Annotated in this window: 30 protein-coding genes; 5 read left to right on the top strand and 25 right to left on the bottom strand. The window is 68.9% G+C overall.

Going from position 1 to position 24,098, the window contains the following annotated elements; genetic code table 11:
- Window positions 1-92: 92 nt before the first annotated feature.
- Window positions 93-425, bottom strand: a complete 333-nt coding sequence (locus tag G6N53_RS08630; RefSeq protein ID WP_163888100.1) for a DUF4229 domain-containing protein — start codon at window positions 423-425, stop codon at window positions 93-95.
- A gap of 48 nt (window positions 426-473) precedes the next feature.
- On the opposite strand from G6N53_RS08630, the gene G6N53_RS29855 reads away from it, so the two are divergent.
- The gene (locus G6N53_RS29855) at window positions 474-638 is read left to right on the top strand and encodes a hypothetical protein (protein WP_159230191.1); all 165 of its coding nucleotides are present in this window, start codon (window positions 474-476) and stop codon (window positions 636-638) included.
- A 15-nt stretch (window positions 639-653) separates the two neighbouring features.
- Here G6N53_RS29855 and G6N53_RS08625 read toward each other — a convergent pair whose 3' ends face one another.
- From G6N53_RS08625 to G6N53_RS08590, 8 genes are read right to left on the bottom strand one after another with little or no spacing between them, the layout of a single operon-like run.
- Window positions 654-1,916: a MinD/ParA family ATP-binding protein gene (locus G6N53_RS08625; RefSeq protein WP_371870809.1), complete on the bottom strand. Its 1,263-nt coding sequence runs from the start codon at window positions 1,914-1,916 to the stop codon at window positions 654-656.
- The gene (gene ccsB / locus G6N53_RS08620) at window positions 1,820-2,806 is read right to left on the bottom strand and encodes a c-type cytochrome biogenesis protein CcsB (RefSeq protein WP_163888098.1); all 987 of its coding nucleotides are present in this window, start codon (window positions 2,804-2,806) and stop codon (window positions 1,820-1,822) included. The genes G6N53_RS08625 and ccsB overlap by 97 nt, the downstream gene beginning before the upstream one ends.
- Window positions 2,803-4,482, bottom strand: coding sequence for a cytochrome c biogenesis protein ResB (locus G6N53_RS08615; protein WP_163888097.1), 1,680 nt, complete (start codon window positions 4,480-4,482; stop codon window positions 2,803-2,805). The genes ccsB and G6N53_RS08615 overlap by 4 nt, the downstream gene beginning before the upstream one ends.
- Window positions 4,482-5,279: a cytochrome c biogenesis CcdA family protein gene (locus tag G6N53_RS08610; protein WP_163888096.1), complete on the bottom strand. Its 798-nt coding sequence runs from the start codon at window positions 5,277-5,279 to the stop codon at window positions 4,482-4,484. Before G6N53_RS08610 ends, G6N53_RS08615 begins: the two co-directional genes overlap by 1 nt.
- Complete coding sequence (locus G6N53_RS08605) at window positions 5,276-5,851, bottom strand: TlpA disulfide reductase family protein (protein ID WP_163895647.1); 576 nt, start codon at window positions 5,849-5,851, stop codon at window positions 5,276-5,278. The genes G6N53_RS08610 and G6N53_RS08605 overlap by 4 nt, the downstream gene beginning before the upstream one ends.
- A 38-nt stretch (window positions 5,852-5,889) precedes the next feature.
- Window positions 5,890-6,501: a histidine phosphatase family protein gene (locus G6N53_RS08600; protein ID WP_163888095.1), complete on the bottom strand. Its 612-nt coding sequence runs from the start codon at window positions 6,499-6,501 to the stop codon at window positions 5,890-5,892.
- A complete protein-coding gene (gene hemL / locus G6N53_RS08595) occupies window positions 6,498-7,802 on the bottom strand; it encodes a glutamate-1-semialdehyde 2,1-aminomutase (protein ID WP_163888094.1) in 1,305 nt (434 codons plus the stop codon). The genes G6N53_RS08600 and hemL overlap by 4 nt, the downstream gene beginning before the upstream one ends.
- Before the next feature lie 52 nt (window positions 7,803-7,854).
- Window positions 7,855-8,241, bottom strand: a complete 387-nt coding sequence (locus G6N53_RS08590) for a nitroreductase/quinone reductase family protein (protein ID WP_163888093.1) — start codon at window positions 8,239-8,241, stop codon at window positions 7,855-7,857.
- Between the two features lie 23 nt (window positions 8,242-8,264).
- Here G6N53_RS08590 and G6N53_RS08585 point away from each other — a divergent pair, with 23 nt between their 5' ends.
- Together G6N53_RS08585 and G6N53_RS08580 are read left to right on the top strand one after the other, a co-directional pair.
- Window positions 8,265-8,648 carry a nitroreductase family deazaflavin-dependent oxidoreductase gene (locus tag G6N53_RS08585; protein ID WP_163888092.1) on the top strand — a complete coding sequence of 128 codons (384 nt, stop codon included), beginning with the start codon at window positions 8,265-8,267 and terminating at the stop codon, window positions 8,646-8,648.
- Entirely contained in the window at window positions 8,645-8,782 is a 138-nt protein-coding gene (locus G6N53_RS08580; protein ID WP_163888091.1) for a hypothetical protein, read from the top strand. The genes G6N53_RS08585 and G6N53_RS08580 overlap by 4 nt, the downstream gene beginning before the upstream one ends.
- Before the next feature lie 49 nt (window positions 8,783-8,831).
- Here the strand turns inward: G6N53_RS08580 and G6N53_RS08575 are convergent, their stop codons facing one another.
- The gene (locus G6N53_RS08575; RefSeq protein ID WP_163888090.1) at window positions 8,832-9,500 is read right to left on the bottom strand and encodes a TetR/AcrR family transcriptional regulator; all 669 of its coding nucleotides are present in this window, start codon (window positions 9,498-9,500) and stop codon (window positions 8,832-8,834) included.
- A gap of 461 nt (window positions 9,501-9,961) precedes the next feature.
- On the bottom strand, window positions 9,962-10,141 hold the full coding sequence (locus tag G6N53_RS29850; protein ID WP_205390334.1) for a hypothetical protein: 180 nt from the start codon (window positions 10,139-10,141) through the stop codon (window positions 9,962-9,964).
- Window positions 10,142-10,282: 141 nt separating this feature from the next.
- Here G6N53_RS29850 and G6N53_RS08565 point away from each other — a divergent pair, with 141 nt between their 5' ends.
- Window positions 10,283-12,238, top strand: a complete 1,956-nt coding sequence (locus tag G6N53_RS08565) for a DUF1254 domain-containing protein (protein ID WP_205390333.1) — start codon at window positions 10,283-10,285, stop codon at window positions 12,236-12,238.
- A gap of 8 nt (window positions 12,239-12,246) precedes the next feature.
- Here the strand turns inward: G6N53_RS08565 and G6N53_RS08560 are convergent, their stop codons facing one another.
- From G6N53_RS08560 to G6N53_RS08495, 14 genes are all read right to left on the bottom strand, one after another.
- Window positions 12,247-13,608 carry a cytochrome P450 gene (locus tag G6N53_RS08560; RefSeq protein ID WP_163888087.1) on the bottom strand — a complete coding sequence of 454 codons (1,362 nt, stop codon included), beginning with the start codon at window positions 13,606-13,608 and terminating at the stop codon, window positions 12,247-12,249.
- Window positions 13,605-14,051, bottom strand: coding sequence for a pyridoxamine 5'-phosphate oxidase family protein (locus tag G6N53_RS08555; protein WP_276000178.1), 447 nt, complete (start codon window positions 14,049-14,051; stop codon window positions 13,605-13,607). The genes G6N53_RS08560 and G6N53_RS08555 overlap by 4 nt, the downstream gene beginning before the upstream one ends.
- An 84-nt stretch (window positions 14,052-14,135) precedes the next feature.
- Entirely contained in the window at window positions 14,136-14,405 is a 270-nt protein-coding gene (locus G6N53_RS08550; RefSeq protein ID WP_163888085.1) for a hypothetical protein, read from the bottom strand.
- A gap of 40 nt (window positions 14,406-14,445) precedes the next feature.
- Window positions 14,446-15,039 (bottom strand): TetR/AcrR family transcriptional regulator, encoded by a 594-nt coding sequence (locus G6N53_RS08545; protein WP_163888084.1) that lies wholly within the window; start codon window positions 15,037-15,039, stop codon window positions 14,446-14,448.
- Window positions 15,026-15,910, bottom strand: a complete 885-nt coding sequence (locus G6N53_RS08540; RefSeq protein WP_163888083.1) for an oxygenase MpaB family protein — start codon at window positions 15,908-15,910, stop codon at window positions 15,026-15,028. Before G6N53_RS08540 ends, G6N53_RS08545 begins: the two co-directional genes overlap by 14 nt.
- An 80-nt stretch (window positions 15,911-15,990) precedes the next feature.
- Window positions 15,991-16,278, bottom strand: a complete 288-nt coding sequence (locus tag G6N53_RS08535) for a hypothetical protein (RefSeq protein ID WP_163888082.1) — start codon at window positions 16,276-16,278, stop codon at window positions 15,991-15,993.
- Window positions 16,275-16,778 (bottom strand): transport-regulating membrane protein Mce1N, encoded by a 504-nt coding sequence (gene mce1N / locus G6N53_RS08530; RefSeq protein ID WP_163888081.1) that lies wholly within the window; start codon window positions 16,776-16,778, stop codon window positions 16,275-16,277. Before mce1N ends, G6N53_RS08535 begins: the two co-directional genes overlap by 4 nt.
- Window positions 16,775-17,227: a hypothetical protein gene (locus G6N53_RS08525; RefSeq protein WP_163888080.1), complete on the bottom strand. Its 453-nt coding sequence runs from the start codon at window positions 17,225-17,227 to the stop codon at window positions 16,775-16,777. The genes mce1N and G6N53_RS08525 overlap by 4 nt, the downstream gene beginning before the upstream one ends.
- A gap of 20 nt (window positions 17,228-17,247) precedes the next feature.
- Window positions 17,248-17,655 (bottom strand): hypothetical protein, encoded by a 408-nt coding sequence (locus G6N53_RS08520; protein WP_163888079.1) that lies wholly within the window; start codon window positions 17,653-17,655, stop codon window positions 17,248-17,250.
- On the bottom strand, window positions 17,652-18,632 hold the full coding sequence (gene hemB, locus G6N53_RS08515) for a porphobilinogen synthase (RefSeq protein ID WP_163888078.1): 981 nt from the start codon (window positions 18,630-18,632) through the stop codon (window positions 17,652-17,654). The genes G6N53_RS08520 and hemB overlap by 4 nt, the downstream gene beginning before the upstream one ends.
- Window positions 18,633-18,652: 20 nt before the next feature.
- The gene (locus tag G6N53_RS08510; RefSeq protein WP_163888077.1) at window positions 18,653-20,371 is read right to left on the bottom strand and encodes a bifunctional uroporphyrinogen-III C-methyltransferase/uroporphyrinogen-III synthase; all 1,719 of its coding nucleotides are present in this window, start codon (window positions 20,369-20,371) and stop codon (window positions 18,653-18,655) included.
- Complete coding sequence (gene hemC, locus G6N53_RS08505; protein ID WP_163888076.1) at window positions 20,368-21,303, bottom strand: hydroxymethylbilane synthase; 936 nt, start codon at window positions 21,301-21,303, stop codon at window positions 20,368-20,370. Before hemC ends, G6N53_RS08510 begins: the two co-directional genes overlap by 4 nt.
- Before the next feature lie 26 nt (window positions 21,304-21,329).
- The gene (locus G6N53_RS08500) at window positions 21,330-22,727 is read right to left on the bottom strand and encodes a glutamyl-tRNA reductase (RefSeq protein WP_163888075.1); all 1,398 of its coding nucleotides are present in this window, start codon (window positions 22,725-22,727) and stop codon (window positions 21,330-21,332) included.
- Window positions 22,728-22,807: 80 nt separating this feature from the next.
- Window positions 22,808-23,062: a glutaredoxin family protein gene (locus G6N53_RS08495; protein ID WP_163888074.1), complete on the bottom strand. Its 255-nt coding sequence runs from the start codon at window positions 23,060-23,062 to the stop codon at window positions 22,808-22,810.
- A 39-nt stretch (window positions 23,063-23,101) separates the two neighbouring features.
- On the opposite strand from G6N53_RS08495, the gene G6N53_RS08490 reads away from it, so the two are divergent.
- On the top strand, window positions 23,102-24,004 hold the full coding sequence (locus G6N53_RS08490) for an HAD family hydrolase (protein ID WP_163888073.1): 903 nt from the start codon (window positions 23,102-23,104) through the stop codon (window positions 24,002-24,004).
- The last annotated feature ends 94 nt before the right edge of the window (window positions 24,005-24,098 follow it).

Below are 24,098 nucleotides of genomic sequence, written 5' to 3'. Positions count from 1 at the left end.
CAGCGGTTACCCCGTTGCGGTCTCAGCTAAGCAGCACACGCCTGCCGCGGAGAATCCGTAATAGGTTCGAAAGAATTCTGGCCGGCGGGCCTTCAGCCCTCTCGAGAATCGAGGGTCGGGTCTTCGGGTGCGACGTCACCGCGCAGCCGGGCCTGCAGCTGTTCGCGGTCGCGGCGGCGTCGCTCGTCCCATGTCGCGATGCTTTCGGTGGCGCGCCGCCGCAGCGGGGTGAACAGCCAGATGCCCAGCGGCAGCGCGATCACGATGGCAAAAAGCAACGCCACCACCACCGGGAAATCCTGCACCCCGAACAGACGTCCGACCCCGATGATCACCAGCGTCGTGACGACGACGAGGACGAGGCGGGCCGCGACGTAGGCGAGCACGTCGAGCAGCAGGCGGGATCTCCGGGGTCCGTCAGACACGGACCGAGCCTACCCATGACGCGTATATTGACAGGAAGGAGGTTTTAGGTGGCTTATTTGCTCCTGTTGATCGTCTTGGCCGCACTGGTCTACGTCGGATGGCGGGTTACCCGGATGGCTGCGAATCGACCGCGCACCCGGGTGATCGGACCGGACGACGATCCGGATTTCCTGCGGCGGATCAATCCGCGAGACGACCAACCGCGGTCCTGACCGCGCACTGCAGACCTAGTCGACGGCTGGGTCGCCCTGTCGGCGCGCACCCGGAAAGCCTTGTGCCACCGACGCGGCCAGTTCGATCAGGGACTCCCTGGTCTGCGGCCGCAGCCGGTCCAGGCTGATCTCGGCCCCCTCTTCCAGGTGCGGGTCGAACGGCACCTGACATACCGACCGGCAGCGCCGCGCGAAGTGATCCACGACCTTGGCGAGGTCAACCTTCGTGCCCCTGCCCGAGCGCGGCCGCACTCCGTTGATGACGGCGATCGAGTTGCTGACCATGTCCTCGTAGCCGTGGGCGTCCAGCCAGTCCAGTGTCGCCGATGCGCTGCGCGCGCCGTCCACCGAGCCGGAGCTGATCACCACCAGCACGTCGGCTTTGTCGATCACCGCCGACATCGCCGAATGCAGCATGCCGGTACCGCAGTCGGTGAGCACCAGGCTGTAGAAGCGCTCCAGCACCGACAGCGTGCGGTGATAGTCGTCCGAGCTGAACGCCTCGGACACCGCGGGATCGGTTTCGGACGCGAGGACCTCCAGCCTGCTCGGGCCCTGGGAGGTGTAGCGGCGGACGTCGCTGTAGGCGACGATCCCCTCCGCATCGCGCAGCAGGTGACGCACGGTGGCCGGGGTCTCGAGCGGCACCTTCTGGCTCAGCGTGCCCCGGTCGGGGTTGGCGTCCACCGCGATCACCCGGTCCCCGCGGTTGGTGGCGAACGTGGCGCCCAGCGTCGCGGTGATGGTCGTCTTGCCGACGCCGCCCTTCTGGGAGAGCAGCGCGATCCGGTAGCACCCGCGCAGCGGACGCTGCACCTGCGCGACCAGGGTGTCGTGGCGAAGCACCTTCGGGCTCTCACCCAGGTTGATCAGCCGGGCCGAAGCCCAGTACACCCACCTGCGCCAGCCCGCCGACGGCGCGCGCCTCGGCTTGCCGAGCAGCGCGACCGTCGACAGGTCGAGATACGGCGGCGGATCGGGCGCTGCCGGGTCGGGCGTTGCCTGCTCGGGCTGGCTGGCAGCGACGACCGGCGGCGTTCCGTGGGGCGGGGTCGGGGCCGTCCACTCCGCGGGCACGGCAGCCGCCGGGTCGATGAACCGTTGCTGTGCCCGAAAACCACCCGGCAGGTCAGACAACGATCCCTCTCCTCCCTCTCCTGACGAACAGCTCTCTTGTCGGCTCAGCCGACGCCAGCGTACGAATGCAGCCCGACAGTCACCAAGTTGATGAAGAACAGGTTGAAGACCATCGCCACGAAGCCGGCGACGTTGATCCACGCGGCTTTACGGTCCCGCCAGCCCGCTGTCGAGCGGGCGTGCAGATAGGCCGCATAGATCACCCACGCGATGAACGAGACCGTCTCCTTGGGATCCCAGCCCCAGTACCGACCCCACGCCTCCTCGGCCCAGATCGCGCCGAAGATCACCCCGAAGCCGAACACCGGGAACGCGAAGATCGTTGTGCGGTAAGCAATCCTGTCCAGGATCTGGGCGTCCGGGAGTCGCTGCACGACGCGGGCGACCACGCCGGGCCGATCCGGCTCGCCCAGCCGCGACATCTTGAGCAGGAACAACACACTGGCCACGCCGGCGACCAGGAACACCCCGGATCCCAGGCTGACCACCGACACGTGGATCGGCAGCCAATAGGACTGCAGAGCGGGCATCACCGGAGCGGCGTGTGAGTACAGCCAGCGACCCGACACGGTGAGCAGGATCAGCACCGGGACCAGGACGAACACCCACAGCGACCGGTACTGCGGCCGGCGCAACACCACCGCCGCGGCCACCAGGCCACAGAAACTGGTGAGGTTGATGAACTCGTACATGTTGCCCCACGGCACCCGCGCGGTGGACAGACCCCGCAACACGATGCACGCCAGCAGCAGCGCGGTCCCGACGTAGATCAGCGCCAGCCCGGCCGAGCCGACACGTTCGTCCAGCGACCGCCGCGGCGTGTCGGCCACCACCCCGGGAGTGGCGCTGTTGACCGCGACCGTCTCCGAGACACCGGCACCGACCAGTTCCCGGGTCTCGACCTTGCGGCTACCGCTGTAGGCCAACTCGACAGCCAGCAACAGCAGGGCGACGACCAGCACCAGTACCGACGACGTGAACGCCCAGTCCGAGTAACGGGCCAGCCCGAGGTCGATATCTGTGGAATTCATGGACGATCCGCCTTCTTGTCTTCACCAACCGGCGCGCCGGTCTCGCTTCCGGCGAGCAGCCGCGCCGTCAGCCGCTCGAACTCGTCACCCCAGCCGGAGTTGTCGGTGCGGGCCAGGCCGCCCAGCTCGACGTTCACGGTACCCTCGCGGTCGGACCCAGCCCCCGGCGACAACCGCACCCAGACGCGTCGTCGCCGCACGATCAACGACACCAGCAGCCCGGCCATCATCGTCATCGCGAACACCAACACCCAGATCTGGGCCGGATCGTGGGACACCTGCAGGTTGACGAACGGGGTCGCGCCGTCGAACCGCACCACGGTGCCGTCGTCGAGGCGGGTGTCCTCGCCGGCGCGCAGGTTGACCCGCGCGACCTTGTCCAGCCGGCCCTGGCCGATCATCCGCGGGTCCAGCGAGAACAGCGACTGCGGGCGGCCGGTGTCCAGCCCGGTGTCACCCTTGTAGACGTCGATCGCCACCGCGGGGTCGTTCAGCGCGGGAAAGCTGGACGACAGCAGGGTGCCGTCGAGCTCTCCGGTCGGCGCGAACAGCCCCTGGATCGCGAGCTGGTTGCTGCGTCGCTCACGTTCGTCGTCGTAGGTGCCGCCGGGCGGATCGAAGCGCATCGCTCCCGAAGACAGGAACGTGATCTGGTCGTCGGGCCGCCACTGCAGCGTCTGGGTGCGGGTCTGACCGTCGGGGAACGTCACGGTGAACGTGGGGGCGTAGCCGTGGCCCTGCAGGTAGACCCGGTCGCCACCGACGCGCAACGGCTCGTTGACCTTCAGCAGGTACGACTGCCAGGTGCCGGTGTCGAGGTTGTCGCCGGCCTGGTAGTCGATGTCTGCCTGGAACGACACCGCCTGCCCGTTCGGCAGATAGGTCGCTTCGAAGTCGTTGACCCGCACACACATCGGATACAGCGAGGTCCCGTCGACGGTATTTCCCGCCCGGAACGAGTCGAACGCGGCGGGTGATGCCGTGCAGAATCCTGGCCCGCCGTCGGCGATGACGATGACGTTGCCCTCGTAACTGAACAACTTGCCCGCGGCGATCGCGACGAGCAGACCGAGCAGCGAGAAGTGGAAGACGATGTTGCCGAACTCGCGCAGGTATCCCTTCTCCGCTGAAATTTCCGCGATTTCGGTGGTCTCGCCGTCCCCGGTACGACGGGTGATGCGACGCCACCCACGCAGCCGTTCGTCGACCGCCGTCGCCACCGCGGTCACGTCTCCCGGGACCGCGGCGCTGTGATACTTGGGCAGCCGACCCAGATTGCGCGGCGCCGGCACCGGGTTGGCACGCATGCTGCGGAAATGCTCGAACAGGCGCGGGGTCAGACAACCCACCAGCGAGATGAACAGCAGCACGTAGATCGCGGTGAACCAGAAGCTGGAGAACACGTCGAACGCCTGGACGCGGTCCAGCCAGGGCCCGATGGTCGGGTTCGCGGCGATGTACTCGGCGACCTTGGTCGCGTTGAGGTTGCGCTGCGGCAGCAGCGCTCCGGGGATCGCCGCGAGCGCCAGCAGGAACAGCAGCACCAGCGCGGTGCCCATCGAGGTCAGGGTGCGCCAGGTGTTGCGGATCAACGCGAGCAGACGCGAACTCGCGCGATTTGGGCGAACATCGCGCGACTTTGTGTCTGCTCGCGCAGTGGGGGGCGGAGCGGCCATCAGATCGGGAGCCTGACGTCGCTGACGAACGCGTCGCGCACCCACGACACGAACTCGTTCCACAAGCCGGTCGTCAGAGCGATGCCCACTGCGATCAGCAGCACGCCCCCGAAGATCTGGATGGTGCGGGTGTGGCGGCGCAGCCAGCCGAGCCCGGCGACGGCACGCGCCGAGCCGAACGCCAGCAGCACGAACGGGATTCCCAGGCCGAGGCAGTAGGCGACGACGAGCACCACACCACGCGCCACATTGCTGCCCTCGGTCGCCGAGGCCACTGCGATCACCCCGGTCAGCGTCGGCCCCAGGCACGGAGTCCACCCCAGCGCGAACACCGCACCGAGCAGCGGGGCTCCGCCGAGCGTGGAGATCCGCCTCGGGGTGAACCGGGTGTCTCGCTGCAGCACCGGCACCAGACCGATGAACACCAGGCCCATCAGGATCGTGATCACCCCGCCGATGCGTTGCAGCAGAAGCTGGTTGGTGATCAGCGTGGTCGTCATCCCCAGCACCGCGACAGTGCCGAGCACGAAGACCACCGTGAAACCGCCGACAAAAAGCGCCGCCGCCCCGGCCACGCGCAGCTTCGCGCCGCGCAGCGCCAGCGTCCCGGGCGCGCCGGCACCCGTCGCCGGTTCCGGGTCGACGCCCACCACCGCGGCCAGATACGACAGGTATCCGGGAACCAGCGGGATCACACACGGCGAGGCGAACGACACCAGGCCCGCCAGCACGCTGACCGACAGCGCCAGCAACAGCGGACCACTGGCCGTCAGCTCACCGATCTGATCGAGGTTCATGGCTGGGGGGTCTCTGCCGCCAGCCGCTCGACCACCGGCTGCAGGTCCTCGGCGAGCAGTTCCCGTAGGAACACCGCGGCCACCCGGTGCTCGCGGTCCAGGACGATCGTCGACGGGATGACCGTCGTCGGGTAGCGGCCGCCGAATGCGATCATGGTGCGCATCGCCGGGTCGTAGATCGACGGGAACGTCACGCCCCGGTCGATGATGAAGTCGCGGGGAGCGTCGATGTTGTTGTCCCGCACGTCGATCCCCAGGAACGCCACCCCCTGGTCGCGGGTCGCCTCGTAGACCTGTTGCAGCTCGGTGATCTCGGTGCGGCACGGCCCGCACCACTGCCCCCAGACGTTGATCACGACCACCTTGCCGGCGAAGTCGGACAACGACAGGGTCTTGTCGGTGTCCATCAGGTCCGGGCCGGCCAGCGGCCCGGGTCGGCCTCGGCTCACCGGCGGGTCGTAGACGATGTCGGTCTTGCCACCCGGGGCGACGAACTCGAACGTGCCGCCCTGGGCGACGGCGTCACTGCCGGTGGAGCATCCGGTGAGCCCGAGCACGGCCACGCTCAGCATGAGCGTGACCACCCGCCCGACCCGGTGCACCGACGGCCTCACTTCCCGGCCAACTCCGCGTATCCCCAGCCCACGCACTCGTCGTCGTGGAAGTAGAACGACGTGACCGAGGCCAGGTTGCACATCCGCCTGGTTGGAAAGTGATGCAGCGCTTTGTCGGTCATCGCGCGGCGCAGCGTCTCGACCGGCAGCTGGTGGCTGACGCACACGCCTTCATGGCCGGCGGCATCGGCGCGGGCGCGATGCAGCGCCCGCATCATCCGCTCTGCGATCTCGGTGTAGGGCTCCCCCCACGACGGGGTGCGCGGGTCGCGTAGGTGCCACCAGTTGCGCGGGTTGCGCAACGCCCCGTCGCCGGGCGAGACCCGCTCGCCCTGAAAGACGTTCGCCGACTCGATGAGCTCGTCGTCGGTGTTGATCGACAACCCGTGCCGGGCGGCGATCGGCGCCGCGGTCTCCTGGGCACGTTCCAGCGGCGAGGCGACCACGTGGGTGATGTCGCGGTGGGCCAGCCACTCGGCTACCGCCTGGGCCTGTGCCCGGCCCCGTTCGGAGAGGTGATAGTCGGGCAACCGGCCGTAGAGGATCTGTTCGGGGTTGTGCACCTCGCCGTGGCGCATGACGTGCACCACGGTCTTCGTCTGGGTCATGCCGGCTCCGAAGCGCGGGCCGCGGCACGTGCCGCATCGGGCAGGGCCGCCGCGATCCGGTCGAAGGCGTCGTCGTCCAGCGCGGTCGAGACGAACCAGGCCTCGTAAGCGCTGGGCGGGGGGTAGACGCCCGCATCGAGCAGGCCGTGGAAGAACGCCGGGAAACGCCACGTCTGGGTGGCTTTGGCCGTGGCGAAATCCGTGACCGGCTCTTCGCCGAAGAACAAGCTGAACATGTTGCCGGCCCGGGGGATCTGGTGCGCGACGCCGGCCTCGGTGAGGGCACCGCTGATCAGTGCGGCCAGTCGGTCGGCGTTGGTGTCGAGGGTGGCGTAGACGGCGTCGTCCGCGGCGTGCAGCGTGGCCAGCCCGGCAGCCATCGCGACCGGGTTCCCCGACAGCGTGCCCGCCTGGTACACCGGGCCGAGCGGGGCGAGCCTGGCCATCACGTCGGCCTTGCCGCCGAACGCCGCGGCGGGCAGCCCGCCGCTCATCACCTTGCCGAACGTGAACAGGTCGGCGTCGACCGGATCCAGCCCGTACCAACCGGATCGGCTGACCCGGAAGCCCGTCATCACCTCATCGACGATGAGCAGCGCGCCATGCTCTGCGGTGATGCGGCGCAGCTCGGCGTTGAACCCGTGCTGGGGCGGCACCACACCCATGTTCCCGGGGCTGGCTTCGGTGATGACGCAGGCGATCTCGTCGCCCATGCGGTCGAAGACCTCCTCCAGCGCAGGGATGTTGTTGTACGGCAGCACGATCGTGTCGGCCGCGGCGGCGCCCGTCACGCCCGGCGACGACGGCAGTCCCAGCGTCGCGACGCCGGATCCGGCGTCGGCCAGCAACGCGTCGCTGTGACCGTGGTAGCAGCCGGAGAACTTCACGATCTTCGCGCGACCGGTGTAGCCGCGGGCCAGCCGGATGGCGCTCATGGTGGCCTCGGTGCCCGAGTTCACCAGCCGCAGCATCTCCACAGGGGCCACCCGGCCGATGATCTCGCGGGCCAGCTCGGACTCCGACGGGGTCGGGGCGCCGAACGACAACCCGTCGGCGGCCACCCGCTGTACCGCCTCGACCACGGCGGGGTGGGCGTGGCCGAGGATCATCGGCCCCCACGAGCACACCAGGTCGACGTAGCGGTTGCCGTCGGCGTCGGTCAGCCAGCAGCCCGCGGCGGAGGTGATGAACCGCGGCGTGCCACCTACCGAGGAGAACGCCCGCACCGGGGAGTTCACCCCACCGGGTATCACGGAACACGCGTCGGCGAACAGCTTCGCGGACAGGTCGGTACTGCTCATGGCACCAGTGTCCCAGCCGGGCGCCCTGGGTCAACTACAGGGTGTAGTGGTTTCAGTCGAGGGGCGTCAGAGCGAAGACCGGGTGATCGGCGTCTTCGGGCAGCTTGCGCCAGTAGCCTTCGACCACCCTGCCGGCCTTGGGCTTGTACGCGGCCAGGACAGGTCCTCTCTTCTCCACCGGCACCTCGGCTGCCAGGTACTTCACCGAGCCCACCGTGACGTGCGGGTCGGCACGGACGTTCTTGACCCACTGGGATTCACCGCGGGTGGACACCAGGTATTTGACGCCGTCGACCTCTGGGACCACCACCGGGATCTGCTGCGGTTGTCCGCTGGTCCGCTTCGTGACGGTCAGGGTCTCGCTGTTGCCCACCCCGGTGGCCATCGCGAACTTGTTGAACACGGTGGCCACGAACCAGGGAGGCTTGAGATACGCCATGGACTAAGAGTGTGATGGACCTCATGCAACTCCCGCAATGGCTGGCCCGGTTCAACCGCCACGTCACCAACCCGATCCAACGCATGTGGGCCGGCTGGGCGCCCACGATGGGAATCCTCGAGCACGTCGGACGCCGGTCGGGCAAGCACTACCGGACACCGTTGACGGTGTTCAGCACCCGCGACGGGGTGGCGGTGCTGCTCACCTACGGTCCCGACCGCGACTGGCTGAAGAACGTCACCTCGGCCGGTGGCGGCACCATGCGCCGCTACGGCAGAACCTTTCGGGTAATCGAGCCGCAGGTGATGACCCGCAACGAGGCGTCGGCCCACGTCACCGGGATGATGCGACCGGTGTTCGCCCGGCTGCCGTTCGAGTCGGCGGTGCTGCTGCGGCGGGGCACATGATCGTGCTGGCGGAACCCGGCGGGGTGGCCGGGGTCGGCGCGGGCTTCGGTGGCGTGACCGCCTGGATCGTCGCCGCGGCAGTGCTGGTGCTGCTCGCCGGGGTCGCGTGGTGGATAGGCCGCAGCAACCGCTGACGTCTGGAGCCGCCTGCTGCCGCCGAACGGTGCGCGGTAGTTCGAATCTTCAGCTCTCGGTCCGCGGCTCCTCGGCCATCAGCAACAGGAGGAGTACACGGCGCAGGTCGGAATGTAGTTGGGGTAGTTCGGCCATTTGCCCGGCCCGCACCTTGCGGGCGACGAGTTCGCTGGCCAACGCTGCCGCCGCCACCGCATCCACCTCGCAGGGCTCGCCCCGGACGCCCAGTCGGCTTCGGAGGACCACCGCGATTCTGCGCAGAGCGTCGGCGAACATGCTCGCGCGCCGATCCCGCGACGCGAAGGCTCGGTCGCCCACGACGAGGATGTCGACGAAGAATGCGCGCGCGCCGCCCGGTCGATCCATCCACCACTGCAGGTACATGTGCAGGCCGGCATCGAACGCGGCGATGGGGTCCTCGGCCGTTTCGATCTCGCGCACGTAGGCAGCCAGTAGGTCCCGCAGCTGGTCACCGTGTCGTTCGCAGGTGGCGATGAAGCACTCCGCTTTGTCCTCGAACAGCGCATAGAACGTGCGGTCGGTGACCCGTGCCCGGCGAACCACCTTGGGCACGCTCGTCGCCACGTAGCCGTTCTCGTTCACCAGTTCCTCCATGGCGATCAGCAGGCGCTCACGTTGCGATTCGAGAACCGCCTGTTTGCTGAGCTTGTGCCGACCGCGCGGTAGCGGCTGCGCCGCGGATTCAGATCCGGCCATCGATATCCCCGTTCGGCGAACCAGCACCCTGCGCGGCGTACACGATCCCGATCGCAGGCCTTGCCTTTGGACACGCACGCATGTCTAATACTTTCCGTTGAGCCAAGCGCCGCAAGATGTGCCCGCCGCAACAAAGGAAGAAAAGCCAGATGAACGCCGAAACCCACGGACGCACACCGGTAAGCACGGCCATGTCACCTTCGTCTGAAGCCCCACGTTGGTTGCCGGCAGCTGCTGCTGCGGCGGCTGCGGGTGTCGCGATGGCGATGATCGGCGGCTCGGGGATTGCGAGCGCCTCGCCGGGCGATGATTCCGATGCGCGCAGGGGCGCTGTTTCTCGGCCATCCACCAGTAATACCGCGACGGAGCGACCACGCAGATCTGCAGACAGCGACGCTGAGGCCGCGGGGCCCTCCTCACCCGGCAGAACCGGGCCCGTATCCGGTGCCCGGTCGCGCCAGTCAGCGGTCGACGATTCCGACACCGATGACGAGGCGGCGCCAGTTGCAGACTCCGATGCCGACGAGGAGCCGGCCGCTGGACAACCCACGAATCGCCCCGGGCAGGGCCCGCATTCCGCAGCGGCCGAGGAATCCCCTGAAACCCCGACGTCCGGCGCCGATGACGGCGATTCCGAGCACCAGCCCGCGAAGGATGAACAGGTCGGAACAGCGACTCCGGACGAACCTGCGGTCCCGGCCACGACCGGTTCCCGCGATGACGCTGACACGGCAGGCCGGCCAACTGCGCAACCCCGGCAACCAGCCGTTGCGGCAACCGACGTGAACGAGCGGCGGCCGGCACGCCTCCGGGATACCGAGACCGAGATCATTCGACCGGCACCCCGCACTGCGGCGGTATCCGTCGCCGATACCTCCGCTGAAGCCCAACAGACGCCGCCCCGTGCCGCCTCGGAATCGGCCGTCACGGCAGCGCTGAGCTCCCCTGCCGCGGCCGAACCGGCTCCGGTGACCTACAAGAGCATCGTCGCCGACGTCATGACCTGGATCGGCCTGGGCCGATTCGCGACGAACCTGCCCGGGCCGGGCTTGCCGGTCCCGCGCGTCCTGGAGTCGATGTGGCTGCTGGTGCGCCAGTCCCAGTACAAGTGGAACAACCAGCGTCCAGCCGCCGACCCCACCGCTTCCACCGAGCTGAACGTCGACGGCGCGGTGGTCGGAAACTTCAACGCCGTGGACTACGAAGGTGACGCGCTGACCTATTCCGTGACCGGCGCCCCCACGCACGGCACCGTAGTCGTCGACGACCAAGGCCACTTCACCTACGTCCCCAACGCACCGGCCGGTTCCGCTGTCATCGATCAGTTCACCGTCACCATCGACGACACCGTCGGCAATCCGCCGCACCACTACGGGTTGCTCGGTCTGACCGGGATACTCAAGGCGCCCACCGTGACGGTGCACGTAGCGGTCACCTCGGCCGGTGACGTCAGCATCGCACCGCCGCCCAGGCCGCTCGAGGCGGCACTGCGGGCCGCTCAGGCGTACCTCTACGGATACCCGTTGCTCGAAACCGAGCGCCTTCAGGCCGAGGCGCCGGCAACCAACACCCTGATCGCGTTGACCAGCTATATCGACCCCGACCAGCACCTGGTGGTCGCGCCCAACGTCGATACCCTCTACACACTGGCCTACCTCGATCTCAGCGAGGGCCCGGTGGTGCTGTCGCATCCCGACATGGAGGATCGGTACTTCGTCTTCCAGTTGATGGACCCATACACCAACGTGGTCGGCTACATCGGCTCGCGGACAACGGGATCTGAGGCCGCGAGTTACGCGATCGTCTGGGAAGACGGCCCGGAAGGGGAGATTCCGCCCGGCGCGGAGGTCATCGTCGTCCCCTACTCCGACATCTGGCTGTTGGGCCGCACCCTCGCCGGCGACGAGGCCGACCAGCAGGAGGCCGTAGCGCTGATGCGGCAATACTCGCTCACGGCACCGGGCGGTCCCACGACCTATCCGATCGAGGACTTCGACACCAGCACCTCGGAGCCGCTGCCGACCGGGGTCGACGCCCTCGACGCGATCAGCGCTGCGATGGTCTCCAGCCCGCCCCCCGCCAGCGACGCCGACAAGCTCGCCGAACTCATCCGCATCGGGGTGGGTCCGGGGCTCGAGGTGTCCGACGCCAACCTGAGCCCGGCCGCCACCTGGGCGGCCGAGGCGGCCGTGCGCACGGTCTCGGCGCTACTGGACCCGTTGGTGAGCATGGCGCAGTACAGCATGGCGGTGCGTAACGAGGGCTGGGCCTCACCCGATCCCGCGATCGGCGATTACGGCACCGACTACCTGCTCCGAGCCGGGGTGGCCAAGATCGGACTGGGCGCCAACACACCGGAGGAGGCTTACTACGCCACGGCGTTCCTGGACGAGAGCCTGCGACGGCTCAACGGGAAGAACTCCTATCAGCTGCACTTCGAGCCCGGCCAGGAACCGCCCGCGGACGCGTTCTGGTCGATCACGGTCTATGACGCCGACGGCTTCCTGGTGCCCAACGAGCAGGAGATCTACGCCGTCAGCAGCACAGGGTCGGGCAACCTGGTCTACCAGCAGGACGGTTCGATCGACATCGTCTTCTCCCAGGAAGATCCCCAGGACCCGAACGTGAATTGGATTCCGGTGCCAGACGGAGCTTTCCGGGTCTATCTGCGTGTCTACGACCCGCAGGATGAGGTCCTCGACGGCAGCTGGGTGGTGCCAGGCATCGAGCGCCTGTAGCCGGCGGCTCAGTCGCGCGGGGTGACGTGGGCCCTGATCGGCCCCTTCGCGACCGTGGTGAACGGCACGTCGACCGGAAAGACGTCGTCGGTCGAGTCGATCACGAAGCTGCGCACGATGGTCGCCAGCGCGAGCGTGGTCTCCAGCCGGGCGAAGTGTTCGCCGATGCAGGAGCGGGCGCCGCCGGCGAACGGGACGAAGTTCCAGCGATCCCGGGCGGCGGATCTCTCCGGGCTGAACCGGTCGGGGTCGAAAGTCGCCGGGTCGTCCCAGATCGCCGGGTCCCGGTGCAGCGCATAGATGCCGACAGCCAGCAGGGTTCCGGCCTCGACGCGGTAACCGCCGACGGTGATGTCCCGCACGGCCAGCCTGCCGACACCGGCGGCCGGTGGGCACAGCCGCAGCGCCTCGTTGAGCACCTGGACGGTGTAGCCCAGCTGCGACACGTCCGCCGGGTCGAGCACGCGGTCACCGATCGCGGCGACCTCGGCGGCCACCCGGTCCTGGACGTCGGGGTGGTGTCCGAGGGCCCACAGCGCGTAGGTCAGCGCCGTGGCGGTGGTGTCATGGCCGGCCAGCATGAAGATCAGCAGGTCGTTGCAGATGTCGTCGTCGGAGAGCGGTTGGCCGGTCTCCGGGTCGGTGGCCCCGATCAGCGCGTGCACCAGCGGTGCGTCGCGGCTGGGGTCGGCGCGGCAGGCCTGCAGGATGTCGCTGGTGACCTGGTGCATCGCCGCGACCGCAGCCCGGGCCCGCCGCCGTGCCGGCGTCGGCAGCCACCGTGGCGCGCGGATCGGCCGCAACGCGCGGTCCGCGGTGTAGGACGACGCGACGTGCATGTGCTCGGCGATCACGTCGGCGCGCTCGTTGAGGTCGACGCCGAGCACCGATCGTCCCAGCGACTGCATGGTGATCCGCCGGCATTCGAGGTCCAGGTCGACATCACCACCGCGAGGCCGGGATTCGACGAACACCTCGGCCGCGCGCGACATGTGACCGCCGAACAGCCGGACGTTCTGCCGGGTGAACACCGGCTGCAGGGCCCGTTTGCGTGGCCGCCAGGGCACGTTGGGCAGTACGAAGAGGCTGTCGCCGGCCATCTGCCGAACTTCCTCGTGGACGATGCAGCGTTCGGCGAAGGCGTCGTTACGGCCGAGCACGTCGCGGATCGCGTCGGCCGAGAACACCGCGACCAGAGGGGGGAAGAGCCGCTTCGGTCCGAGCTGCACGCGGGTGACAGGTCCACCGGCGTCCCGGATCACTTCCTGGCCGGTGTCGAGGGTCCTGACCAGCTTCACCAACTGCCGGTACGGCAACGGGTTCTTCGGGGCCAGCGGCAGCAGTCCGGCCTCGGTGGGGCCCACGGTCATGACGCGTGCCAGCTCAGCACCTCGCCCGCGCCCGCGGTCATCACCGAGCCCGGCATCACCCGCAGTCGATAGGGCGCCAGCCGCAGAACGGCGAACTGATCGGAGGTGGGCCCGTCCTTCCACATCGGGATGATGGCCGGGTCGTAGCCCACCGGTTCGGGCCCGGTGGCGAACTTCTCCCACACCCCGGTGCGGGTCTCGTCGTCGGTGTACCACTCGACCAGACAGTCGGCTGCGCAGGTGTCGTGGTTGGTGGTCCAGTAGCTCACCGACACCTCCGGATGCACCGCGAGGTGCGCCCGCTTCACCGGTGTCGGCACCGTCGCGATCCACCCGAACAGATCGGTGCCGTCCCATTCCCAGATCGGGTGCAGAATGCGGGTTCGCGGTTTGCTGTCGGCGTCGACGGTGGCCACGGACGCCCAGACGATCGAATGGGCCATCCTGACAAAAGCCGGCGCGATCTGGTCAAGGGCGGTCACGAGAAGTCAGCTTAGGGAGGTCGACGGCTGCCCGCGACCACCGCCTCACTCGTCGAGTTTCTCGCGGAACTCGTCGGTGTTGCGGTACTGCACGTTGCCTTCGTCGGCGCTGGTCTCGATCTTGCCCTTGTCTGCGTCGTCGACCCAGTCGGTGACGGCGGTGCCTGCGACGGTTCCGCCGGTGCCGGGCAAGGTCGTGGTCGGCTGGTCGTCGGGGTTGTTCTCGGCGACCTTGCGGGCTTTTTCCTTGTGCTCGTCGGTGACCTCGGGTTTCTCGGTGAGTTGCTGGCCGTTGCCTTCAGATTCTTGTTCCATGCGGTGCGGGCTGCCCAAAAGTGTGATCTGCAAAACAACTTCAGGCCGGCACGCTGCGCAGTGCGGCGGGAAGGCTGGGCAGGAAATGCCGACGCGCGAACTCCCGGATGTCGTCGGCGGTGTCCAACGGCTGCCTGCTGGGCAGCAGCAGCACCATCGCGGCGTAGCGCAGGATGCAGTCCGCGAGTTCGTCGACCGCCTCGGCGCCGATCCGCTCGGCGAATCCCGGCGGAAAGATCACCCGCAGCGCTTCGGCCATCCGCTCGATCGCCGCCCGGTGATAGCGACCGGCCAACTCCAACACCAGGCCGGGCTCGTCGGTGATCATCTGGTGCAGCACCCGGTGCCTACGGAACTTGAGGATCGACAGCGTGAATGCTTCGACGTAATAATTCGACTGTGGCCCGGACTGTTTGAGTTCGGCGGCGATATCGACGAACAGCCGGACGTTTTCCCGTTCGATGACCGCACCGACGAGCTCGTCCTTGTTGGCGAAGCGACGGTAGATGGTGGTGCGGCTGACGCCGGCGCGGCGTGCGACGTCGTCGAGCGCGACCCGACGGAAGCCGTGGCGTTCGAACTCGACGACGGCGGCGTCGAGGATCTCGCGGGTCGCCCCGTCAGGACCGGGCATATCCCTTGACGGCGTAGCCGCTGTAGCGCACCCGCATCGGCAGGCGGTCCCAGATCCAGTTCACCGGGCGCGACCGCCACAGCGCGGCGAATCGCTGGTAGCGGCGCTCCTGACGGTCGGTCCACGGCAGCGCGAGAAGTTCACGGGCCCGCGGCGGCAGTCCGCCCGTGGTCAGGAACGCCGCCAGCGGGTTGAAGACGGGTTCGACCAGCCGCCACACCACCGGATGGACCGCCTTGGGCTTCGGGAAACCCTTGGTGACGTAACCGACGCCGTACTTCGCGGTGGGGTGCGCGACGAGCACGGTATTCATCATGTGGTCCCAGTACCGCTCGAATTCGGCGTAGGTGGCGGGCATCGGCCGGTCGCTGACGCCGTAGCGGCGGTACCACGTCTTGGACTCGAGATAGATCTGCTCTTTGTCCTCCCGAGTCAGCCTGGTGACAAAGGTGTCGGCGAAGTAGAGGACCTGCTCGACGAACGTGGCGTGCGCCCAGAAGTACGTGTCGGGGTCCAGCGCGTGGTAGCGGCCGACCATCTCGCCGTCTGGGCCGGGCAGGTCACCCTTGACGTGGTGGTGGAAGTCGCGGACCTGCAGTCCGGCGTTCTCGTCTTCGGAGCCGTAAACGGTGTTGAAGATCGGCGGGATGGTGCGTCGCAGTCGCTCTGCGGTGTCGGCGAAGAACGTGGAGTGGTCGTAGACGCCCTGTCCGAGCTCGGCCAGCATGTTCTGCAACACGGCGGGCCGCGGGCCGATCAAATACATCCGGTTGTCGCCGAAGTACCGCCAGACCAGCGACTGCGGACCCAACGGCAGCGCCTCGGGAGGCCGGTTGTCGAGGTGTCCGCTCTTGTCCGCCAACTCGGTCATGAGCAACAGTGTTACAGAATCTGCACTTTGTACCAAGAGCGTGTGGTGAGGCCCACAAAGCCGTGCCCGCGAGAGTGAAGCTACGGCTGTTGATCGGGTGCCGATAGCGACCCGGAATGATATTTCGCGGGGGCGACGCGGCGGCGGAGGCGGCTGACGGCCAGGATGACCAGCACCCCCGCGACGGTCGCAAGCAGCAGCGACAGCGTCAGCAGCGGCGGGTAGTACACCTGCGAGACCGTCGCCGGCTCACCCTCGAGGACGGGCGCGACCACCACCTCCGAGCTCGCCGCCTGCCAGCTGACGACGCAGCCCACCGCCGCGCCGATCGCCAGCAGCAGTTCGAGCACCGCGCGCCGGGACGTCACGACCCCGGCTCCGGGGGGATGCGTTCCTCGAGCAGATTGGTCAGCGCTTCCCGCAGCTGGTGGTGCTTGCGTGCCCACGCCTGGGCGGTGCGGTCGTTGGTCAGCCGCACCCCGATGCCGGTGCGCCCCCGCGGCACTCCGGTCAGCTCGCCGAGCGCCCGCGCGTACTGCCACTTCGGCGTCTCGGCACCGGTGGCTTCCGGGTAGATCCGCACGATCTCGTCGGTCAGCGTGGTCTCGGCGCCCTGCCGCAGCTTGTGCGCCGTCAGTTCCACCGAGGTGTGGATCCGGGCCGCCTTCACCTGGATCGCCAGGAAACCGGAGACCAGCACGAAGAACAGGCCGGGCACGAACCACTGGATGCCGTAGCCGGCCGACAACTGGATCAGCATCATCGCGATCCCCGCCGCGGGACCGGCCAGCAACCACAGCCAGCTGGCGCCGGGCTCGGAGAACAGCACGGGCTCCGAGCCGCGGTCGGCTCCGTCGTCCTGCGTCACCGGCGCCCCTCGGACTCACACCAGGTGCGCGCCGCCGGCCTGGTCAGCAGGACGGCCCCGAGAATGACCGGCAGCAACGCCAGCAGGACCAGCGGCTGCGCCACCCCAACCCCGACCGCCAGCACGGCCACCACCACCACGATCGCGACCGCCAGACCCAGCGTCGCCAGGCGGAACCGGGCGTCGCCGCGACGGGTCCGGCCGGCCAGGAAGGCCAACCCGGCCGCAGCCACCACCGAGCCCACGCCACTGACCCGGTACACGGTGAGGTAGTTGCGCACCTGGTCGTCGCCGACCGACGGGCTGATCGCCTCGCGGGCGGCTTCGAAGGTCGCGGTGGACGCCATCAACCCTCCGACGATCATGATCACGGCGCCGGCGATGAAGCTCCAGAACGCGATGTCGACCAGACGCGGCCGCGTCGGCGGCACGGGTGATGGGTCGGTCATGGTCGGGCCAGCCTAGCGAATCAGCGGGTGAAGAACTCGTGGGCGTCCTTGCGATGCAGCAGGAACACCCCGCCTGCGATGAGCACCGAGCCCACGATCACCGGGCCGGCGTAGCCGATCGCCGCGACCGCGTGGCGTTCGGCGGTGAACAGGCCGGCGGCCGAGAACACCACCGCGGCGATCGCGCCGCCGGTCAGCACCGTGCGCACCCACCGGTACCCCTGTCTCATCAGGACGAGGAAGGTCGCGACGACGACGGTGATGACGAACACGATCACCAGGGAGAACGCCAACACCGGTCCGGGCAGGCGTTCGGGGCCGGTGAACATGTCGACGACGTAGCCGGTCACCATCAGCGGCAGTGCGACCACCCACAGCCAGAACCCGGTGTCGACATCAGGTGGTCGGGTCGCCGGCGGTTCGGTCACGACAGCCAACCGGCGGCGTCGACGGCCCAGTACGTGAGCACGATGTCGGCGCCGGCGCGGCGGATTCCGGTCAGCGTCTCCAGCGCCACGGTGCGCAGATCGATCCAGCCGTTGGCCGCCGCAGCACTGATCATCGAGTACTCGCCGCTCACCTGGTAGGCGGCGACGGGGACCGGCGAGATGTCGGCCGCGGCGCGCACCACGTCCAGGTAGGCCATCGCGGGCTTGACCATGACGATGTCGGCACCCTCGTCGAGGTCGAGTTGCACCTCGTGGATCGCCTCGCGCGCGTTGCCCGGTTCCTGCTGGTAGGTGCGGCGGTCGCCCTCCAGGCTGGAGGCCACCGCCTCCCGGAACGGACCGTAGAAACCCGATGCGAACTTCGCGGCGTAGGCCAGGACCGCGGTGTCCGAGTGGCCGGCGGCGTCGAGACCGTCGCGGATGGCGGCCACCTGACCGTCCATCATGCCGCTGGGGCCCACCACGTGCGCACCCGAATCAGCCTGTGCCACAGCAAGTTCGACGTACCGCCGGGTGGTGGCGTCATTATCCACCCGGCCGCGCTCGTCGACCACGCCGCAGTGGCCGTGGTCGGTGAACTCGTCGAGGCAGGTGTCGGCCATCAGCACAGTGTCATCGCCCAGGTCGGCGGCCAGATCCCGCAGCGCGACGTTGAGGACGCCGTCACGGTCGGTGCCGGCGGTGCCGTCGGGATCTTTGTCCTCGTCGCGCGGCACGCCGAACAACATCAGCCCGCCCACTCCTGCGGCCACCGCGTCGGCGGCGGCACGGCGCAGCGACTCGCGGGTGTGCTGGACGACGCCGGGCATGGACGATATCGGCCGGGGCTCGGTGATGCCGTCGGCGACGAACATCGGCAGCACCAGATGCCGTGGCTCCAGCGATGTCTGCGCGACCAGCCGGCGCATCGCCGGGGTGGACCGCAGCCTCCGGGGGCGGTGGCGCGGAAAAGCCATGTGAAGCCGTCCCTCCCGAACTACCGGCGTCGGCTCTTCTTCCGCGGCGGCGGCAACGCACCCTCGGCGCGCAACCGGGCGGCATGCTCGGCGAGCGCCTCCACCAGCGGCCCCACCGCGGCAACCTCAGGTTGCACATCGACACGCAGTCCGAATTCCGCTGCCGTTTCCGCGGTCTTGGGTCCGATGCAGGCAACGATGGTGCGGGCGTGCGGCTTTCCGGCAATACCGACCAGGTTGCGTACCGTCGAACTCGACGTGAAGCACACCGCGTCGAATCCGCCGGTCTTGATCATCTCGCGGGTGTGCGCCGGCGGCGGTGCGGCTCGCACCGTGCGGTATGCGGTGACATCCTCGATCTCCCAGCCGCGTTCGCGCAGCCCCTCGGCCAGCGTCTCGGTGGCGATGTCGGCCCGCGGCAGCAACACCCGGTTGACCGGGTCGAAGATGTCGTCGTAGGGCGGGAACTCGTCGAGCAGGCCGAGCGACGATTGTTCCCCGGTCGGAACCAACTCGGGGTTGATGCCGAAGGCGCGCACCCGGTCGGCAGTGGCCTGCCCGACACAGGCGATCTTCACCCCGGAGAACGCGCGGGCATCCAGACCGAACTCGTTGAACTTCTCCCACACCGCGCGCACCGCGTTGGTGGAGGTGAACACCACCCACTGGAAGCGGCCGTCCACCAGACCCTTGACCGCCCTTTCCATCTGGGCCGGACTGCGCGGCGGCTCGACCGCGATCGTCGGCACCTCGATGGGCAGCGCGCCGTGTCCGACGAGCCGGTCGCTCATCTCACCGGCCTGGTCCTTGGTGCGGGGCACCAGCACGGTCCACCCGTAGAGGGCCCGGCTCTCCCACCAGTTCAGCTTGGCGCGGTTGGCGACCGTGCGCCCGATCGTCACGACCAGGGCGCCCGCGGTGGCCGCAGGGAGCCCGTCGGGACCGGCGCCGGCCAGCACGGCCTTGTCCATCAGGCCGGCCAGCGTGGTCTCGACCGAACGCTGCTGGCAGGTGGTGCCGTTGGCGGTCACCACGGTCGGGGTGTTGTCGGCGAGGCCGTACTCGATCAGCGTGCGCGCCGCCTCGGGCAGATGAGAAGCCGTCGCGTGCAGGATCAGCGGCCCCGGCGCGGCGGCCAGCGCCGCCCAGTCGACGTCACCGCGCACGTCGGCAACCGTGTGCGCCGAGCCCAGCGGCAGCCCCGCGTAAGTGGGCACCGCCGTGGTGTCGGGCAGTCCGGGGACGATCTCGAAGGTCAGCTGGGCGCGCGCGAGCGCGTTCACCTCGGTGATCACCGCGTCGATCGACAGCGGATCGCCGGCCACCAACCGCACTACGTCCACGCCGGTGCGGGCCTCGGTGGCCAGGGTCTTGGCGACCTCGGCCGGGTCACCGAGTGCGGGCCGGACGTCGGGGCCCCCCGGGATCACCGGAGACGGGTCCGGCTCGGCGGGCGGTTTGTCGGCGACACCGGACGTGTCGGCGGTGCCGGACGCCCCTGATGCCTTGGCAGGCTGCTCCGTCGCGGCCGGCAGCGGTCCCGACGGCGGCGGCAGCTCGCACCCGACGAGGGCGAGCACCGCCTCGGGCACGTCAGGGTCGGTGAACACCAAGGCGGCGTTGGCCAACACGGTGCGGGCACGTGCCGTCAGCAGACCCGGGTCCCCGGGTCCAGAGCCGACGAACGTGATGCGGCCGGGCTTGCCCTTGCGCCCTCGCAGGCTCATCTGGCGAGTCATCCTTCTCTCCCGCGTTCGTCCAACAGATCGCGTGCTCCCAGCTCGAACAGCTCCGCGGCCACCGAGAGCCCAAGCTCTCGTGCCCGACCGGGTGTCCCGATACCGGACGCACGGATCACATCGGATCCGTTCAGCGTCGCCACGCAGCCGCGCAGCGACAGCTCTTCGAAGACTCGGCCGTCCTCATCGATCGACTCGACCACCTCTGCGATCGCGCCCACCGGTGCGGAGCACCCCGCCTCCAGTTCGGCCAGCAGGGCTCGCTCTGCGGTGACCGATGCCCGGGTGTCGGCGTCGTCCAACTCCGCCAACAGTTCCGCAAGCGCCGTGTCACCGGCACGGCACTCGACTGCCAATGCACCCTGAGCCGGCGCCGGCAACATCTGTACCGGTTCCAGCGTCTCGGTGACAGCGTCGAGGCGACCGATGCGAGCCAATCCCGCCCGGGCCACGACGACGGCGTCGAGATCACCGCTGCTTACCCTGTTCAACCTGGTATCTAGGTTGCCTCGTAGGGGGCGGATTTCCAAACCGAGACCCAGTGCTCTAAGCTGCGCGGCCCGCCGTGGGGCCGACGTGCCGATCACCGACCCGGCCGGCAACTCTCCGAGCACCATCCCGTCGCGCGCCACCAGGGCGTCACGGGCGTCCGCGCGCACCGGAATCGCCGGGATCACGAAGCGCGGATCGGTGGCCGTGGGCAAATCTTTGTAGGAGTGCACCGCGATGTCCACGGTGCAGTCGGCGATGGCTTCACGCAGCGCTGCGGTGAACACCCCGACGCCGATGTCGGCGATCGGTGCTGCGGATCGGTCGCCTGCGGTGGACACGATGACCAACTCGGCGGAATGGCCGCGGTCGATCAGCGCGTCTCGGACGACACCGGCCTGGGTAGTCGCCAGAAGGCTCCCCCGGGTCCCTATACGGATCACTTAGTGGCTTTCGGGGTGCAGGAATGTTACTCGGTCTGGTCGAGATCGGTTGTTGCAGTGTCGAAATCGCTACTGGCGAGCGGCGCGAAATCGGTTCCGCCGCCCACCAGTGGCAGTTCTCCGGCGGCGACCGCGTCGACGGCCTGCTGGTCGAGTTCGAACAGTTCGCGCAGCGCCTCGGCGTAACTGTCCCCGCCGGGGGCACTGGCCAGCTGCTTGACCCGCACCGTCGGCGCGTGCAGGAGCTTGTCGACGACGCGGCGAACCGTCCTGGCGACCTCGTCGCGGTGGGCCGAGTCCAACCCTGGCAACCGGTTGTCCAGCCTCAGCAGCTCCGCCTCGACCACGTCGGCGGCCCGCTGCCGCAGTGCCGTGACGGTGGGAGTCACCTCGGCCATCCGCTGTCCGGCCAGATAGTTGGCTACCTCGGCGGCGACGATGGTGCGAGCCGCCTCGGCGTCGGAGGCGGCGGCGCGGGCCGACGGCTCCCGCTGGATCCGGTCCATGTCGACCAGCGAGACGCCCGGCAACCCGGCGACCGCCGGGTCGACGTCACGGGGCATCCCGAGGTCACACACCACCAGTTGCTTGCGTTCCTGGCCGTGGGCCAGGCCGCGGTGCACGTCGGCCAGCGAGACCACGGGTCGCACAGCGCCGGTGCAGGACACGACGACGTCGGCGTCCGCGAGCAGCGGCGGCAGATGGTCGAACGGGAACGCGTGGGCATCGATGCCCTGATCTCGCAGGTTCAGCACCAGCCGCTCCGCCCGCGGCAGCGTGCGGTTCACCACGTGAATCCGGCCGATGCCGGCCCGGACCAGGTGCGCTGCGGACAACGCGCCCATGGACCCGGCGCCGATCACGGTCGCGGACCGCCCGACCAGCCCACCGGGGAGTTTGGTCGCTGCCAGGTCGAGCGCCACGGAGACCACCGACGCCCCCGCCGCGTCGATACCGGTCTCGGAGTGCACCCGTTTGCCCACCGACAGTGCCCGCTGCGACAGCTCGTGCAGCGTGCGGCCGACGGTGTGGTTGGCCTCGGCGGAGGCATAGGCCCGCCGGACCTGACCGAGGACCTGCTGCTCGCCGATGACCGCGGAGTCCAGTCCGCTGGCCACGGCGAACAGGTGCTCGACGGCGGCTTCGGCGTAGCGGACGTAGGCGTACTTCGTCAGATCCTGAAGGGACATCCCGGAGTGGTCGGAGAGCACCTGCCCGATCGCGGAAAGCCCGCCGTGGAAGGCGTCGACCACGGCATAGACCTCGACGCGGTTGCAGGTGGAGAGCACCATGGCTTCGGTGACCAGCGAGGATTGGAGCACCTGGTCGACGATCTTGGCCTGATCGGACTCGTCGGTGCTCAGTTGCTCGAGGACCGACACCGGCGCGCTGCGGTGCGAAACCCCGAAAAGCAATACGCTCATGGCCTCTTCACCACGTCTCCACGGTAGTCGTTAACCAGCTGGCCTACCAAATTTGCCCGATCCGTCGCCGGGCGCCCGACTCACCGCACCAAGTCGGCGCGCAGCCTGGTCTCGTCGACTTCCCAGTAGCTGTGTTCGGTCCCGTCGAGCAGCACCACCGGCAGCCGGTCGCCGAACTCGGCCCGCAACGCGGTGTCCCCGGCGGCCGCGGCCACATCGACATCGGTCACGGCGAGCACGAAGCCCAATTCGCCGGCCAGCTGCGCCAGCTGCGTCGCCGCGGCCGCGCACATCGGGCAACCCTGACGGGTCAGCAACTCCACCTGCCGGTCCACCACGCCAGTATCGCCGCCGGGTGTCCTAATCTGGTAACCGTGTCCGGTACCGGGGGATCTGATTTCGGGTTCGACAGCCCCGAACAGCAACTCGCGGGCCAGGCCAGCGCCGCGGTCGCCGCGGACGGGCTGCTCGAGCCGGACGTCACGCCGAGCCCTCCCCCGCCGCCGCCCGACCTGACCGCCGCGGCGTTCTTCGACGTCGACAACACGCTGGTGCACGGCTCGTCGCTGGTGCACTTCGCCCGTGGGCTGGCCGCTCGGGAGTACTTCACCTACTCCGACCTGGCGCGGTTCGCGCTGGCGCAGGCAAAGTTCCAGCTCACCGGTCGGGAGAGCAGCGAAGATGTCGCCGCCGGCCGGCGCAAGGCGCTGGCCTTCATCGAGGGCCGCTCCACTGCCGAGCTGGTCGCCCTCGGCGAGGACATCTATGACGAGATCATCGCCGACAAGATCTGGCCGGGAACCCGGGCGCTGGCACAGATGCACCTCGACGCGGGCCAGCAGGTGTGGCTGGTCACCGCGACGCCGTACGAGCTGGCGACGACCATCGCCCGACGGCTCGGCCTGACCGGCGCGCTGGGAACCGTCGCCGAATCCGTCGACGGCGTGTTCACCGGACGGCTGGTCGGCGACATCCTGCACGGGACCGGCAAGGCGCACGCGGTGCGGTCGCTGGCCATTCGCGAAGGTCTCAACCTGCGGCGCTGCACCGCGTACTCGGACAGCTTCAACGACGTGCCGATGCTGTCGCTGGTCGGGACCGCGGTGGCGATCAACCCGGACGCCGACCTGCGGGACCTGGCCCGCCAGCGGGGTTGGGAGATCCGCGATTTCCGCACCGCCCGAAAGGCGGCGCGGATCGGGGTGCCCTCGGCGCTGGCGCTGGGCGCCGTCGGGGGTGCGCTGGCGGCGGCCGTGTCGCGCCGCGACAAGGTATGAGGGCCGCGAAGCGCGCGCTGATAGGCTCGCGCCGCCACCCGAGCAACGCGAGGAGCGAAGCGGATGGCGCATGAGTCCAAGCGAGGAGCGAAGC

The sequence above is a fragment of the Mycolicibacterium hippocampi genome, from assembly GCF_010723735.1.
GTDB classification, from domain to species: domain Bacteria; phylum Actinomycetota; class Actinomycetes; order Mycobacteriales; family Mycobacteriaceae; genus Mycobacterium; species Mycobacterium hippocampi.
The sequence above is the reverse complement of the archived record's forward strand: the minus strand, read 5'-3'. Positions and strand labels throughout refer to the sequence as shown.